This is a genomic window from [Roseibacterium] beibuensis (assembly GCF_039542305.1).
Taxonomy (GTDB): domain Bacteria; phylum Pseudomonadota; class Alphaproteobacteria; order Rhodobacterales; family Rhodobacteraceae; genus Roseibacterium; species Roseibacterium beibuensis.
Window position 1 is genome coordinate 173,901 of sequence record NZ_BAABHW010000004.1, and the last position, 15,059, is coordinate 188,959.

Here is a 15,059-nt window from a genome sequence, read left to right on the forward strand (position 1 = left end):
GTCGCGCCGGCCCTTTGCGCATTGACGCCTGCGTGACGCCTGTCAAAACTGGCGTGCATGACCGAAGCCCTGAGCCTTGAAGACCTCGAAGCGCTGGCCGGCGATTGCCTGACGCGTGCCGGCGTGTCGCGCGCGCGGGCGCTGACCGTGGCCCGTGACACCGTCGCCGCCGAGGCGCGGGGCGACCGGGCCAACGGTCTGGATGCGCTGCTGCGTGACCTGCGCCTGATCCGCTATGGCCGGCTGCACGCCGGCGCGCGGCCCGAGATCGCCACGGCCAAGGCGGCGGTGTTGCAGGTCGATGCCGGGCACGGGTTTGCCGCTGTCGCCGTCGACGCCGCTTTGCCCGGGCTGATCGACATGGCGCGCCAGAAAGGGCTGGCCGTGCTGCGGCTTGACCGCGCCAGCGACCCGGCGGGCCTGTTCGGGGCCCTGGTGACCCTGGCCGAAGCCGGTCTTGTCGCCCTGACCATCACCGGCAAAGGCGCGGCCCGCATGGCCAGCCCGGACCATCCCATGCCGCGCCCGCTGCTGACGCCGGCCCGTCCGGCGCTGGCGGCCCTGCTGGGCGTCGTCGAGGACGAGGACGACCCCGCCGACAGCCCCCTTGGCGCACCGGTCGCCCATCGCGGCTGGATCCTCGCCGCCGATCCGCTCTGTACCGGGCTGATGGAGTTGGTGGGCGACTTGCCGACCGACAGCCTTGAGCCGCCCGCGCGCCGGGTGGCGTTGCCGACCGACCTTCTCGCCCAGATCGTGACCAGCTGAGGACGCCGCCGCGCCATGCCCGCGCCCATGCTCAAAGGCCTGACCCTGCGCGGGCTGGAGGTGTTCGAGACCCTCGCCCGCACCGGCTCCGTCGCCGCGACGGCCCATGAACTGGGCATGTCCGCCCCCGCCGTGTCGCAGCAGATGAAGAACCTTGCGCAGGTGCTGGGCGTGGACCTGGTGGACCATTCGCGCCGCCCCATGGTCCTGACCCCCGCCGGGCGCCTGTTCCTGCCCCGCGCCGAGGCTGCGCTGGCCGCGTTGCGCAGCGGGCAGCGCGACCTGACGGCGCTGGACCTGAGCGGGCTGAGCGCCCTGTCGCTGGGCGTGATCGAGGATTTCGAGAACGAGGTCACCCCCAGCCTGGCCGCCCGGCTGGCCGAGGGGATGAGCCAATGCGCCTTTCGCCTGCGCACCGGGGCCAGTCACCGCCTGGTGGCGCGCATCGCCGCGCGCGAGCTGGACATGGCGATCTGCGCCGACACGGGCAGCGGCCCGGCGGAGGCGCGACGCTACCCGATCCTGTCCGATCCCTACATCCTGGCCGTGCCGCGTGGCACCGATATCGGCGGCGGGCTGGCGAGCCTGTCCGAACTGGCCTTCCTGCGCCGCGACCTCGACCAGGTGATGGGGCGCCAGATCGAGGCGTATCTGCGGCGCGCGGGCCTCGACCTGCCGCAGCGCTTCGAGATGGACTCGAACCAGTCGATCAGCGCGCTGGTGGCCAGCGGCACCGGCTGGACCATCACCACGCCGCTGAGCCTGCTGCGGGCCGGACGCTTCGCCGGAGAAATCGACGCCCACCCCCTGCCCGGCGAGGAAATCGCGCGCGAGATCGTCCTGATGGTCAACGGCGATTGGTCCGACGAGATTCCGGGCCAGATCGCGGCACTCGCGCGGGAGTTGATCGAGACCCATTTCGTTGCACCCGCCGCCGAGCGCATGCCGTGGCTGGGAACGCGATTTGCAATCCTTGGCGGCGCCTGAGATCGCCCCCCGACGGACCGTTAGCGCCGGACTTTGCAGGCGCGGCACCCGACCCGGCGGGAATTGACACGAATATCTCAATTTTTTCTTTCGCATTATCATGATCCTAACTGTGGTTGGTAAACTTTTTTACTGCACGGCGGCGATGTTTAGAAAACCCGTTACAGAATGACGGTACGGCAAGCGGAAAATGTTCTGAGTCTTGAATATTCCTGTCATCTTGCCATGGCGTGCGGGGTGTTGCGTGAATCGTCAAAACACCGTGCGCACACCATGCGGCCATGCCGCTGGCGGATCGGGATGCGAAGGGAACAGGAGTGCACCCCGTCACACACGCCAGAGGCGAGCGGCCCAAGGTTGGGGGAGGCTGACCCGACATCATACGCCCCTTCGGGGCGACTCGACGGCCCAAGCGGGTGAACGACCGCGCGCGAGGGTTCAGTTCAGGCAGGACGCGCGGGGCTATCGTGGCCCCACGGACGGCTCGGTGCGTCCAGGCCGATGGCATCAGGGCCGTCCCACGCGGAGGGAAGAACTTGCCCAAGGACACCACGAACCACCCCGATCTTCTGGCCGGCGCGCATGTGGACGCGGCCGCCTACGACCGGATGTATGCCGAGTCGATCGAGAACCCCGAGGCGTTCTGGGCCGAGCACGGCAAGCGCATCGACTGGATCAAGCCCTTCACCAAGGTCAAGGACACGTCCTTTGCCCATGACGACGTGCATGTGCGCTGGTTCGAGGACGGCACGCTGAACGTGGCCGAGAACTGCATCGACCGCCATCTTGCCACCAAGGCCGACCAGACCGCGATCATCTTCGAGCCCGACAGCCCCGAGGAAGAGGCGCAGCACATCACCTACAAGCAGCTGCACGAGGAAGTGGGCCGCTTTGCCAACGTCCTGAAGGAACTGGGCGTTCAAAAGGGCGACCGCGTCGTTCTGTACCTGCCGATGATCCCCGAGGCGGCCTACGCGATGCTGGCCTGTGCCCGGCTTGGCGCGATCCACTCGGTCGTCTTCGCGGGTTTCAGCCCCGACGCGCTGGCCAGCCGGGTGAACGATTCGCAGGCCAAGGTCGTCGTGACCTCGGACGGCGCGCCGCGCGGCGGCCGCATCACCGAGTTGAAGGACAACGTGAACAAGGCGCTGCTGCATTGCGACGACCACGTGAAGTGCCTTGTCGTGAAGCGTACCGGCCAGCAGGTCGCCTGGGTTGCGGACCGCGATGTGTGGTATGACGACATCGCCGCGAACGTGTCGACCTTCTGCCACGCGGCGGAAGTGGGCGCGGAAGACCCGCTGTTCATCCTTTACACCTCGGGCTCGACCGGGAAGCCGAAGGGCGTGGTGCACAGCTCGGGCGGCTACCTCGCCTATGCCGCGATGACCCATCAGTACACGTTCGACTATCACGACGGCGACGTGTTCTGGTGCACGGCGGACGTGGGCTGGGTCACCGGCCACAGCTACATCGTCTATGGCCCGCTGGCCAATGGCGCGACCACGCTGATGTTCGAAGGCGTGCCGACCTACCCCGATGCGGGCCGGTTCTGGGCCGTCTGCGAAAAGCACAAGGTCACCCAGTTTTACACCGCACCGACCGCCATTCGCCTGTTGATGGGCCAGTCGGACGAGTTCGTGACCAAGTATGACCTCTCCAGCCTGAAACTGCTGGGCTCGGTCGGCGAGCCGATTAACCCCGAGGCCTGGAACTGGTACAACGAGGTTGTCGGCAAGGGGAAATGCCCGATCGTCGACACGTGGTGGCAGACGGAAACCGGCGGCCACCTGATCACGCCGCTGCCCGGTGCGACCGCCCTGAAACCCGGCTCGGCCACCAAGCCCTTCTTCGGCGTGCAGCCGGTTCTGCTGGATGCGACCAGCGGCGAGGAAATCCACGAGACCGAGGCCGAGGGCGTGCTGTGCATGAAGGACAGCTGGCCGGGCCAGATGCGCACGCTCTGGGGCGACCCGGACCGCTTCGTCCAGGCCTATTTCAGCGATTACAAGGGCTATTACTTCACCGGTGACGGCTGCCGCCGCGATGCCGATGGGTATTACTGGATCACCGGCCGCGTCGATGACGTGATCAACGTCTCCGGTCACCGGATGGGCACGGCGGAAGTCGAATCCGCGCTGGTCGCGCATGATGCGGTTTCCGAGGCCGCCGTGGTCGGCTACCCGCACGAGCTGAAGGGCCAGGGCATCTACTGCTACGTCACGCTGATGTCGGACGAGACGCCCTCGGACGAGCTGGTGAAAGAGCTTCAGACCTGGGTCCGCAAGGAGATCGGCCCGATCGCCAAGCCCGATGTCATCCAGTTCGCCCCCGGCCTGCCCAAGACGCGGTCCGGCAAGATCATGCGCCGCATCCTGCGCAAGATCGCCGAGAACGATTTCGGCAGCCTCGGCGACACCTCGACGCTGGCCGATCCCTCGGTCGTCGATGACCTCATCGCCAACCGCGCGAACAAGTGAGCGGGGCCGTGAAGGACATGACCGAGACACGCGCCGTGAACCTGATCCTGCTGGGCCCTCCGGGGGCCGGCAAGGGCACGCAGGCCCGCATGCTGGAAGAGCGCTTTGGCCTCGTCCAGCTGTCCACGGGCGACCTGCTGCGCGGCGCGGTGGCCGCGGGCACCGAAGCCGGGAAGGCCGCCAAGGCCGTGATGGAAGCGGGGGAGCTGGTCTCGGACGAGATCGTGCTGGCCGTGCTGAAGGATCGGCTGGACGCGCCGGACGTGGCCGCGGGCACCATCCTTGACGGGTTCCCGCGCACCGCCGCGCAGGCCGAGGCGCTGGACGCGCTGCTGGCCGAGCGGGGGCAGACGATCGACGCCGCCATCAGCCTCGAGGTCGAGGACGACGCCATGATCGCCCGCGTCTCGGGCCGCTATACCTGCGCGGCCTGCGGCGAGGGGTATCACGACCAGTTCAAGCAACCGAAGGCCGAGGGCGTTTGCGACAAGTGCGGCGGCACCGAGATGAAGCGCCGCCCCGACGACAACGCCGAGACAGTGCGCACGCGGCTGGAGGCCTACCACGCGCAAACCGCGCCGCTGATCGATTACTACCGCGCCCGGGGCGCCCTGACCGAGGTGCCCGCCATGGGCGAGATCGGCCAGATCGCCACCCAGCTTGCCGCCATTGTCGGCGCGCAGACGGGTCAGACGACGGACGCGTGACACGAAATTCGCCGCCGTCCGTTCGGAGGGATCGGGCGGCGGCGGGTCATTCCCGGCGGTGAACACACCGGGCCGGGCCTTTCGAAGGGAGAAGCAAATGGCAGAACAGCCGAACAACAACGCGTATTGGTCTGCGAACATCCGCCTCGTCACCTACTGTCTGGTGATCTGGGCGCTTGTTTCGTACGGCTTTGCGATCCTGCTGCGGCCGATGCTTTCGGGCATTTCGGTCGGCGGCACCGACCTGGGCTTCTGGTTTGCCCAGCAAGGGTCGATCCTCGTCTTCCTGGTCCTGATCTTTTTCTACGCCTGGCGCATGAACAAGATCGACCGCGAACACGGCGTGGACGAGTAAGAGGGGACCATCGGAAATGGATCAGACAACACTCAATATCATCGTCGTGGGGCTGTCGTTTGCGCTCTACTTCGGTATCGCGATCTGGGCGCGCGCAGGCTCGACCAGTGAATTCTACGCCGCCGGTCGCGGCGTGAACCCTGTCGTCAACGGCATGGCCACGGCGGCCGACTGGATGTCGGCAGCCTCGTTCATCTCGATGGCGGGCCTGATTGCCTTTGTCGGCTACAACAACTCGTCCTTCCTGATGGGCTGGACCGGCGGCTACGTGCTGATGGCGCTGCTGCTTGCCCCCTACCTGCGGAAGTTCGGCAAGTTCACGGTGCCCGAGTTCATCGGGGATCGCTACTATTCGACCACCGCGCGCATCGTGGCGGTCGTCTGCCTGATCGTCATCTCGATCACCTACGTGATCGGCCAGATGTCGGGCGCAGGCGTGGCGTTCGCCCGCTTTCTCGAAGTGGACCGGGACCTCGGCCTCTACATCGCTGCCGGCGTCGTGCTGGTCTACGCGGTGCTGGGCGGCATGAAGGGCATCACCTACACGCAGGTGGCGCAGTACTGCGTCCTGATCGTGGCCTACACCATCCCGGCGATCTTCATCTCGCTGCAACTGACCGGCAACCCGATCCCGGGCCTGGGCCTGTTCTCGAACATGTCCGAAGGCACCGCCGGCGCTGGCCAGCCGCTGCTGGTGACGCTGGACGGCCTGCTGACCGACCTGGGCTTCAACCAGTACACCGAGGGCACCAGCCCGGTGAACATGGCGCTGTTCACGCTGTCGCTGATGATCGGTACCGCCGGTCTGCCGCACGTGATCATCCGCTTCTTCACCGTGCCGAAAGTGGCCGACGCACGCTGGTCCGCCGGTTGGGCGCTGGTCTTCATCGCGCTGCTCTACCTCACGGCCCCCGCCGTGGGCGCCATGGCCCGTCTGAACATCATGACGACGATGTGGCCCCAGGGCGTGGAAGGCGAAGCCGTGGCACAGGAAGACCTGCCCGACTGGTTCGAAACCTGGTCCGTGACCGGCCTTCTGGCGGTCGAGGACAAGAACGGCGACGGCCGCATCCAGTACTACAACGAGAACTCGGAAGAGATGCAGGCCCTGGCCGCCGAGCGTGGCTGGGAAGGCAACGAGCTTGTCACCTTCAACCGTGACATCCTCGTTCTGGCCAACCCCGAGATTGCACAGCTTCCGGGCTGGGTGATCGCGCTGATCGCAGCCGGTGGTATCGCGGCGGCCTTGTCTACCGCGGCGGGCCTGTTGCTGGCCATCTCGTCGGCCATCAGCCACGACCTCATCAAGTCGACGCTGAACCCCAACATCTCGGAAAAGGGCGAACTTCTGGCCGCCCGGATCTCGATGATCGGGGCCATCGCGGTGGCGACCTGGCTGGGTCTGAACCCGCCGGGCTTCGCGGCGCAGACCGTGGCACTGGCCTTTGGCCTTGCGGCGGCCTCGCTCTTCCCGACGCTGATGATGGGCATCTTCTCGAAGCGGATGAACTCGGCCGGGGCGACCTGGGGGATGTTGGCCGGTCTGTTGACGACCTGCCTGTATCTCTTCATCTACCTTGGCTGGTTCTTCATCCCCGGCACCAACATGCTGGAGAACACCGCCTCGAACTACCTGTTCGGCATCCCGCCGGCATCCTTCGGCCCGATCGGCGCGCTGGCCAACTTCGCCGTCGCCTACATCGTGTCGAAGATGACCGCCGAACCGCCGCAGGAAATCCAGGAACTGGTGGAATCGATCCGCGTCCCGCGCGGCGCCGGTGCCGCCACCGGTCACTGAGACCTGGCAAAGACAGGGCCTGCGACATTGCAGGCCCTGTTCATGACACCGGCGCATCCCGACACCTTCGGGGTGCGCCGTTTCACTTTCGGGGGTTGCCGCCATGGCACTGGATATCGAGAGCCTTCTTGCCCATACGCACCCGTATGACGTGCTGACCCCGGCCGAGCGCGCCGCGCTGACCGATGAGGTCGGGCTGGAAGAGATCGCCGCCGGGCAGACGATCTACGAACAGGGCGCCCCCCAGACCGAGCTTTTCCTGATCCTGTCGGGCCGCGTCGATATCACCGATGCGGGCGGCGAGGTCCTGTCGATCCTCGGGCCGCGCAATTCCTTCGGCGAACGGGGGCTGATGCGCGACGGCATCGCCGCCGTCACCGCCAAGGCCGCCGAGGACAGCCGCCTGCTGACCATCCCGGCCGCCACCTTTCACCGGCTGGTGAAAGAGCATCCCGAGATCAACCGCTTCTTCGACCGCACCCGCCCCACCCGTCCGCGCCGCAAGGACGTGACGACCATGGCGCTGGCCGAGTTGATGACGCCGGGGCCGCTGACCTGCCCGCCCGACACACCGCTGATCGAGGCCGCGCGCAAGATGCGCGACCTGAAGGTCTCCTGCATCATCGTGACCGAGGCGGGGGCGGTCGCGGGCATCCTGACCGCGCGCGACCTGACGAACCGGGTCCTGGCCGAGGGCATCGCCTACGAAACCCCGGTGCACGAGGTGATGACCCGCGGGCCGGTCACCCTGCCCTCCAGCGCGCTGGTGGCCGATGTGCTGAACACGATGATGGAGCGCGGGATCACCCATATGCCGGTGGTCGATGCCGGGAAGCTGACCGGCATCCTGACGCAGACCGACCTGATCCGGTTCCAGGCGACCTCCTCCGCGGCGCTGATCCAGGATATCGCGCGCGCCCCCGACAGCGCGGCGCTGGCAGGCTACGTGAAGCGCATCCCGGAGTTGCTGGTGCAACTGGTCGCGCAGCAGAACGCGCACCAGGTCGTCACGCGGCTGATCACCGATATCGCCGACGCCGCGACGCGCCGGTTGCTGGTGCTGGCCGAGGAAAAACTGGGCCCGCCGCCGGTGCCGTACCTGTGGCTCGCCTGCGGCAGCCAGGGGCGGCAGGAACAGACCGGCGTCAGCGACCAGGACAACTGCCTGATCCTCGACGATGCGGTGACACCGCCCGACGACGCCTATTTCGCGGAACTGGCGAAATTCGTCTCGGACGGGCTGAATGAGGCGGGGTATTTCTACTGCCCCGGCGACATGATGGCGACCAACATCAAGTGGCGCCAACCCCTGCGCGTCTGGCGCGACTATTTCCGCGGCTGGATCAACACGCCCAACCCCGAGGCGCAGATGCTGGCCAGTGTCATGTTCGACCTGCGGCCCATCGGCGGCAATTTCAGCCTGTTCTCCGACCTGCAGGCCGAGACGCTGGAGGCGGCGGGCAAGAACTCGATCTTCGTGGCGCATATGGTCGCCAATTCGCTGAAGCATCACCCGCCGCTGGGGCTGTTCCGGGGCTTTGCGACCGTGCGGTCGGGCGAGCACAAGAACCAGATCGACCTGAAGATGAACGGCGTCGTTCCGGTGGTCGATCTGGGCCGCATCTACGCGCTGCAAGGCGGCCTGAGCGAGGTGAACACCCGCGCCCGCCTGCAAGCCGCGATCGAGGGCGGGGCCGTGTCGACAACCGGCGGGCGCGACCTGCTCGACGCCTATGACATGATCGCGGAAACCCGGCTGGCGCACCAGGCCGCGCAGATCCGCAAGGGCGAGGCGCCGGACAATTTCATGGCGCCCACCGACCTGAGCGATTTCGAACGCAGCCATTTGCGCGACGCCTTCGTCGTGATCAAAACCATGCAGAACGCCGCCGGCTCGGGCCGCGGCATCCTGAGCTGAAAGGAACCGACGACCCATGTTCTGGTCGCTGATCGCAACCCTTCTTGCCGGCCTTGCCGGGGCCGGCATCGCGATGCTGCTCAACCGCGCGACGGGCCGCCGCCTGCCGAAATGGATCACGCCGATCTTCGCGGGGGGCTTCATGCTGGCCGCGACCATCGGGCAGGAATACGGCTGGTACGACAATGCCCGCGCCACGCTGGGTGACGTGACCGTCATCCAGACCCGCGAGCAGCAGGCCTGGTGGCAGCCCTGGACCTACCTGCGCCCCTTCACCCGCGGCTTCGTGGCCTATGACCCGTCGGAGACGGTCGAGATCGGCGAAGGCTCGGGCGTGTCGGTTGTCCAGATTCAGGTGATGGAGCGCTGGCAACCCGCCATCGTGCTGCCCGTGCTGGTCGATTGCGGGGCAGGCGCGCGGGCCGAGATCACCGAAGAGGTGGAGTTCGCCGAGGATGGCACCATCACTGGCGCCGAGTGGCTGACGGTCGCGGGAGACGACCCGATCCTGAATGCCGTCTGCGGCGGGGAGGCCGCGACCGGCAGCTAAATCCGGGTGACGGGGCGATGCGCGACCGCCCCGACGCGCCGGGACCGAAAACGGGGCAAGGAGGAGGCCCCCAAGAGATGTTGACCAGATTGTCCCTGCGTTTGCGCATATTCCTGTTATTCGCCTTACTCGCCCTGGCCAGCTCTGCCCTGGCGATCGCGGGGCTGGCGCTTGGCTATTCGCGATTGGGCGAAGCGCATGCGCTGTCGGCCTTCGTGATCGCGGGCGTGATCGCCGTCTTCGCGATCTTTGCCCTGACGACATGGGTCTGGGTCCTGTTCGACGAGAACGTGGCCAAACCGGTGGAGCGTCTGGCCGCCGAGATGCGCGCCCGCGCCCATGCCGACGTGGATGGCGAGATCGACCATGGCAAGGCGAAGTTCCTGGGCGATCTGGGCTCGGCCGCCGCCGCCGTCGCCTCGAACCTGACCGAGACGCGCAACGCGATGGCGCTGGCCGTGGGGCGCGAGACCGCGCGGCTGACCACCGAGAAGACGCGGCTGGAAACCCTTTTGGCCGAGATGCCGGACGGGGTGATGTTCTGCACGCCGGATCACCGGATCGCGCTTTACAACGGGCATTGTCGCGAAATCCTTGGCGAAAGCGAGGCGGTTGGCCTTGGCCGCCCGATCAGGGCGCTGCTGCGCATGGGGCCGATCGAACAGGCGTATGCGCGACTGGTGGAAGGCGAGGCGGAGGAAGGCACCGACCTTCTGGTGACGACACGGACGGGCGCGCGCCTGTTGGAGGCGCGGATGCGGCTCTTGTGGCTGGAAGGGCAGGAAACCGAGACGCCCGGCTATGTCCTGACCCTGCGCGATCTGACCGAGGGGCTGCGGGTGCATGCCGAGCGGGCGCACCTGTTCGAGGAGCTGTTGCGGGAGGTCGAGGCTGCCGCCGCCAGCATGCCTGCGCAGGAGGCCGACCGCCTTGCGGTGCTGGTGGCCGAGACGCGGGCGCGCAAGGCCCCGACCGACACGGAATGGTGGCCGATGGAGGCGCTGGCCGCTCGCGACCTGGGCGCGGCGCTGACCGAACGGCTGCGGCGCAAGGGCGTCTCGCTGGAAAGCGACTTGGGCGAGACGGGCCTGCGCTGCGACGGGTTCGCCATCACGCGGCTGCTGGAGCGGCTGGCGCTGGATTGGGGCGTGCCGCAGGCCGATCTGCGGATCGTGGCCGAGGCCTCCGACCACGTGGTGCTGAGCCTTGAAGCGCGCGGCGACGTTCCGGAGGAGGAGGCGGTCTCGGGCTGGCTGGAGACGCCGCTGTCGCCGGGCCTGACCGGGTTCGCGGGGCGGGACGTGCTGACCTGCCACGGCACCGGGATCACGGCCGAACCCGCGGGGCCGGGCCGGGCCGCGTTGCGCCTGCGCCTGCCGCTGGCCGAGGCACGACCCGCCGGGCCGACGCGCAGCGTGCTCTACGATTTCGAACTGCTCAACGCCGCCCTGCCCGAGGATCTGGCCGCCGCAGGCTTGCGCGACCTGGCCTATGTGATCTTCGACACCGAGACGACGGGCCTGAACCCGCAGGTGGACGAGATCTGCCAGATCGCGGCGGTGCGCGTGGTCAATGGCCGGATCGTCGAGGGCGAACGCTTCGACATGCTGGTCAACCCGGGGCAGGCCATTCCCGCCGCCTCGACCGCCGTGCACCAAATCACGAACGAGATGGTGGCCGATGCCGTGGACGTGCCCGAGGCGCTCAGGCGGTTCCATGCCTTTGCCGATGGCGCGGTGCTGGTCGCCCATAACGCGCCCTTCGACATGAGTTTCCTGCGCCGCCGCGAGCGTGAGATCGGCAAGCGCTTCGATCAGCCGATCCTCGACACGGTGCTGTGTTCCGCGATCCTCTACGGCCAGTCGGCCGAGCATACGCTGGATGCGCTGTGCGACCGGCTTGGCATCGCCATCCCCGAGGCGGACCGCCACACAGCCATCGGGGACGCCATCGGCACCGGCGAGGCGTTTCGCAAGATGATCCCGATGCTGGAAGCGGCAGACCTGCCCAATCTGGGGGCACTGATCACCGCTTTCGACCGGCACAAGCGGCTGATCGAACATCTGAATTGACGCGCGGCCCGCGAGGGCGGACCCTTCTACAAGAAAGGATGACTTCCATGCCCCGCACGCCGCTTTACAAGGCCGCCGAGACCGAGATGATCCGCCGGATCGAGGCGGGCGACTGGCCCGTGGGCATGCGGCTGGGCAACGAGTTCCAGCTGGCCGAGGAGTTCGGCGTGAGCCAGGGAACGATGCGGCGCGCGCTGATGACGCTGGAAGCGATGGGCCTGTTGAGCCGCAAGCCGGGGCGCGGGACCCTCGTGGCCGCGCCTGCCCCGGTCATGACGACCGGCGGCGGCGGTGCGGGCGGGCTGGTGACACCGGAGGGCGACGCCCCGCAATTCGAGATCCATCGCGCCAAGGCCCTGACCCGCGGGGCGGATGGGGACCAGGCCGCCCTGTTCGGGTCCGGGCGCCTGTCGGTTTCGGAACGGGTGTTGAAACTGGGCGGCGTGCGCGCGGCGCTGGACGAGATCGCGGTGCCCGAGGCGCTGGCCCCGGCGCTGGACGAGGACGCGCCGGTCGATCTGCATGATTTCCTGTCAGCACACGGGCTGTCGCCCGTCACGCTGGAGGATACGCTTTGCGCCTCGATCACGACGATGGGCGAGTCGGTGACGCTGTCCTGCGACCGCTATACGCCCTTGCTGGTCCTGACCCGCGTCGCGCGCGGGGCCGACGGGGCCGTGATCGGGCGTCAGGTGTTGCGCGTGGCCGATCCGGACCTCGAATACCGGCCGGGAGGGTGAGAGCCCGAGGGGTTGCGCCGGCTTTGCCGTCGCCCGGCGGGGCTTTGCCGGGGGCATCGAGCCCCCGTCAAAGCGGCTGCTGTCGCAGCTACATATTTGAGGGATAAAGATGGGGGCGGGTCCGTCATGGCCCCGCCCGGCGCGTTCAGATCCCGTCGATGCACACGTATTTGGTGTCGAGGTAATCTTCGAGCCCCTGGCTGCCGCCCTCTTTCCCGAGGCCGGATTCCTTGACGCCGCCGAAGGGCGCCTCGACCGTGGTGATCAGGCCCGAATTGATGCCGATCATGCCGTAATTCAGCGCCTCGTTCAGGCGGAAGGCGCGGGAGAGGTCCTGCGTGTAGACGTAGGAGGCCAGGCCGAACACGGTGTCATTGGCCATGCGCACGGCCTCTTCCTCGGTTTCGAACCTGAAGACGGGGGCGAGCGGGCCGAAGATTTCCTCCTTCGCGAAGGCCATGTCCTGCGTCGCGCCGGTCAGAACGGTGGGCTGGAAGAAGGTGCCACCAAGTTGGTGGCGCGCGCCGCCGAGCGCGACCTCGGCCCCCTTGCCCTTGGCGTCGTCGAGCAGGTCCTCGACCTTCTTCACGGCGTCCTTGTCGATCAGCGGGCCTTGCGCCACGTCCTCGTTCCGGCCATCGCCGACCTTCAACTCGCGGGTCTTTTCGACCAGTTTTTCGACGAAGGCATCATAGACCCCGGCCTGCACGTAGATGCGGTTGGCGCAGACGCAGGTCTGGCCGGAATTGCGGTATTTCGAGACGATGGCACCCTCGGCGGCCTTGTCGAGATCGGCATCGTCGAAAACGATGAAGGGCGCGTTGCCGCCCAGTTCCATCGAGACTTTCTTGACCGTGTCGGCGGATTGCCGGATCAGCTCCTTGCCGACTTCGGTCGAGCCGGTGAAGGTGATCTTGCGCACTTCCTCGCGCGCCATCATGGCGCCCGCGATCTTACGGGCCGAGCCGGTCACGACGTTCACCGTGCCCTTGGGATAGCCCACCTCTTCGGCCAGCGCGGCCCAGGCGAGGCCCGAATAAGGGGTGGCGGTGGCGGGCTTGGCGACGATGGGGCAGCCCACGGCCAGCGCGGGCGCGAGTTTGCGCGCGAGCATCGAGGACGGGAAGTTCCATGGCGTGATCATGCCGACGACGCCCACGGGGTGTTTCGTGACCAGGATGCGGCGGCCATTGACCCCGGCGGGGACGATCTCGCCCTTGGCGCGGCGGGCTTCTTCGGCGAACCAGCGCACATATTGCGCGCCGATGGCGATCTCGCCCTTGGCCTCGGTGATGGGTTTGCCCATCTCGATGGTCAGCAACTCGGCCAGGGCCTGCTGGTTGTCCATCAGCGCATCGTGGAGTTTCCACAACAGGCCCACGCGGCTCATCAGGTCCATCGCGGCGAAACCGGGGAAGGCGGCGGCGGCGGCATCGATGGCGCGCATCGTCTCGGCCTCGCCCGACGCGGGGACGGTGCCGATCACCTCCTCGGTGGCGGGGTTGGTGACCTCGATCGTCTCGCCGCTATCGGCGCCGATCCACGCGCCGCCGACGAAATTCGCCTCGCGCATCCATGTTGTCCAGTCGCTCATATCGTTCCCTCCCCTGTCATCTGCCGGCCCATGCGTGTCGCCACGTCGAGCATGCGGCAGGAAAATCCCCATTCGTTGTCATACCAGCCGAAGACGCGGAGCATGCCGCCTTTCGACCGCTTGATCTCGGGCCCCGCGATGACGAGGCTTTCGGACCGGGCGCGCAGGTCGCTGCTGACCAGCGGCTTGTCCGTCCAACCGATGACCGGGCCCGCCTGTTCCCCGAGATGGGCGCGGGCCTCCTCGACCGAGGGGCGGTCGCGCGTCATGACGGCCAGATCGACGCAGGACACGCTGGCCGTCGGCACCCGCACGGCCGATCCGGTGACGCGGCCCGCCAGATGCGGCAGCACCACATCGACCAGCTTCTCGGCGCTGGTGGTGGTGGGCACCATGGAGAGTGCGGCGGCGCGGGACCGCGCGGCGTTGGCCATGGGCATGTCCACGGTGGGCTGGCTGCCGGTGTAGCAATGCACCGTCGTCATCAGGGCCGAGTCGAGGCCCCAAGCCTCGTCGATCAGGCGGATCAGCGGGGCGATCGCGTTCGTCGTGCAGGACGCGTTGGACACGATCCGGTGCGCGGGTGCGAGACGCTCGTCATTGGCGCCCAGCACCACGGTCAGGTCGGCCTGCGGCGACGGCCCGGACACGAGGACGCGCCCGGCCCCGGCGGCAAGCCCGGCCTCGGCGAAGGCGCGGTCGCTGGCGCGCCCGGTGCAATCCATCAGGATGTCGATCCCGGACAGGTCCAGCCGCGCCGGGTCACGTTCGCCGCTGAGCGGCAAGGCATGACCATCGACGACGAGCGCGCCGTCGCGGGTCTCGACACTGCCGCGCCAGGGGCCGAAAACGCTGTCGTATTCAAAGAGGTAGGCGCAGGTGTCGAGCGGCGCGATATCGTTGATCGCGACGATCTCGATCTCGGGCCAGGTCGCGCGCGCGCCGGCCCAGGCGCGCAGAACAGACCGCCCGATACGCCCAAATCCGTTGATCGCCACCCGGATGGTCATGGCCGATATCCCCTCGTCTGCCTTGTCGCGCGCACCCTGCCCCGGAGCCTCGGGCACCGCAAGGGGCCGTGACACCGTCG

12 protein-coding genes are annotated in these 15,059 nt (G+C 67.6%); 10 read left to right on the plus strand and 2 right to left on the minus strand.

What is annotated here, in order from left to right; all coding sequences use genetic code 11:
* The first annotated feature begins 57 nt into the window (after window positions 1–57).
* The 10 genes from ABD923_RS14015 (at window position 58) to ABD923_RS14060 (ending at window position 12,375) form a co-directional block, all read left to right on the plus strand.
* Entirely contained in the window at window positions 58–768 is a 711-nt protein-coding gene (locus ABD923_RS14015) for an Ldh family oxidoreductase (protein ID WP_259549612.1), read from the plus strand.
* Between the two features lie 15 nt (window positions 769–783).
* Complete coding sequence (locus ABD923_RS14020) at window positions 784–1,755, plus strand: LysR family transcriptional regulator (protein ID WP_259549610.1); 972 nt, start codon at window positions 784–786, stop codon at window positions 1,753–1,755.
* A 608-nt stretch (window positions 1,756–2,363) separates the two neighbouring features.
* A complete protein-coding gene (gene acs / locus ABD923_RS14025) occupies window positions 2,364–4,235 on the plus strand; it encodes an acetate--CoA ligase (protein ID WP_405048306.1) in 1,872 nt (623 codons plus the stop codon).
* A gap of 17 nt (window positions 4,236–4,252) precedes the next feature.
* Complete coding sequence (locus ABD923_RS14030) at window positions 4,253–4,942, plus strand: adenylate kinase (RefSeq protein WP_259549607.1); 690 nt, start codon at window positions 4,253–4,255, stop codon at window positions 4,940–4,942.
* A gap of 97 nt (window positions 4,943–5,039) precedes the next feature.
* Window positions 5,040–5,297, plus strand: coding sequence for a DUF4212 domain-containing protein (locus ABD923_RS14035; protein WP_222191568.1), 258 nt, complete (start codon window positions 5,040–5,042; stop codon window positions 5,295–5,297).
* Window positions 5,298–5,313: 16 nt separating this feature from the next.
* The gene (locus ABD923_RS14040; protein ID WP_259549606.1) at window positions 5,314–7,095 is read left to right on the plus strand and encodes a sodium:solute symporter family protein; all 1,782 of its coding nucleotides are present in this window, start codon (window positions 5,314–5,316) and stop codon (window positions 7,093–7,095) included.
* A 103-nt stretch (window positions 7,096–7,198) separates the two neighbouring features.
* Entirely contained in the window at window positions 7,199–9,013 is a 1,815-nt protein-coding gene (locus ABD923_RS14045; RefSeq protein WP_259549605.1) for a DUF294 nucleotidyltransferase-like domain-containing protein, read from the plus strand.
* A gap of 16 nt (window positions 9,014–9,029) precedes the next feature.
* Entirely contained in the window at window positions 9,030–9,563 is a 534-nt protein-coding gene (locus ABD923_RS14050; protein WP_259549604.1) for a hypothetical protein, read from the plus strand.
* Window positions 9,564–9,640: 77 nt separating this feature from the next.
* Window positions 9,641–11,635, plus strand: a complete 1,995-nt coding sequence (locus ABD923_RS14055; RefSeq protein WP_259549603.1) for a 3'-5' exonuclease — start codon at window positions 9,641–9,643, stop codon at window positions 11,633–11,635.
* A gap of 47 nt (window positions 11,636–11,682) precedes the next feature.
* Window positions 11,683–12,375, plus strand: coding sequence for a GntR family transcriptional regulator (locus tag ABD923_RS14060; RefSeq protein ID WP_259549602.1), 693 nt, complete (start codon window positions 11,683–11,685; stop codon window positions 12,373–12,375).
* A gap of 145 nt (window positions 12,376–12,520) precedes the next feature.
* Here ABD923_RS14060 and ABD923_RS14065 read toward each other — a convergent pair whose 3' ends face one another.
* Both ABD923_RS14065 and ABD923_RS14070 read right to left on the minus strand, forming a co-directional pair.
* Window positions 12,521–13,969, minus strand: a complete 1,449-nt coding sequence (locus tag ABD923_RS14065) for an NAD-dependent succinate-semialdehyde dehydrogenase (protein WP_259549601.1) — start codon at window positions 13,967–13,969, stop codon at window positions 12,521–12,523.
* Complete coding sequence (locus tag ABD923_RS14070) at window positions 13,966–14,979, minus strand: type I glyceraldehyde-3-phosphate dehydrogenase (protein ID WP_259549600.1); 1,014 nt, start codon at window positions 14,977–14,979, stop codon at window positions 13,966–13,968. Before ABD923_RS14070 ends, ABD923_RS14065 begins: the two co-directional genes overlap by 4 nt.
* Between the last annotated feature and the right edge of the window lie 80 nt (window positions 14,980–15,059).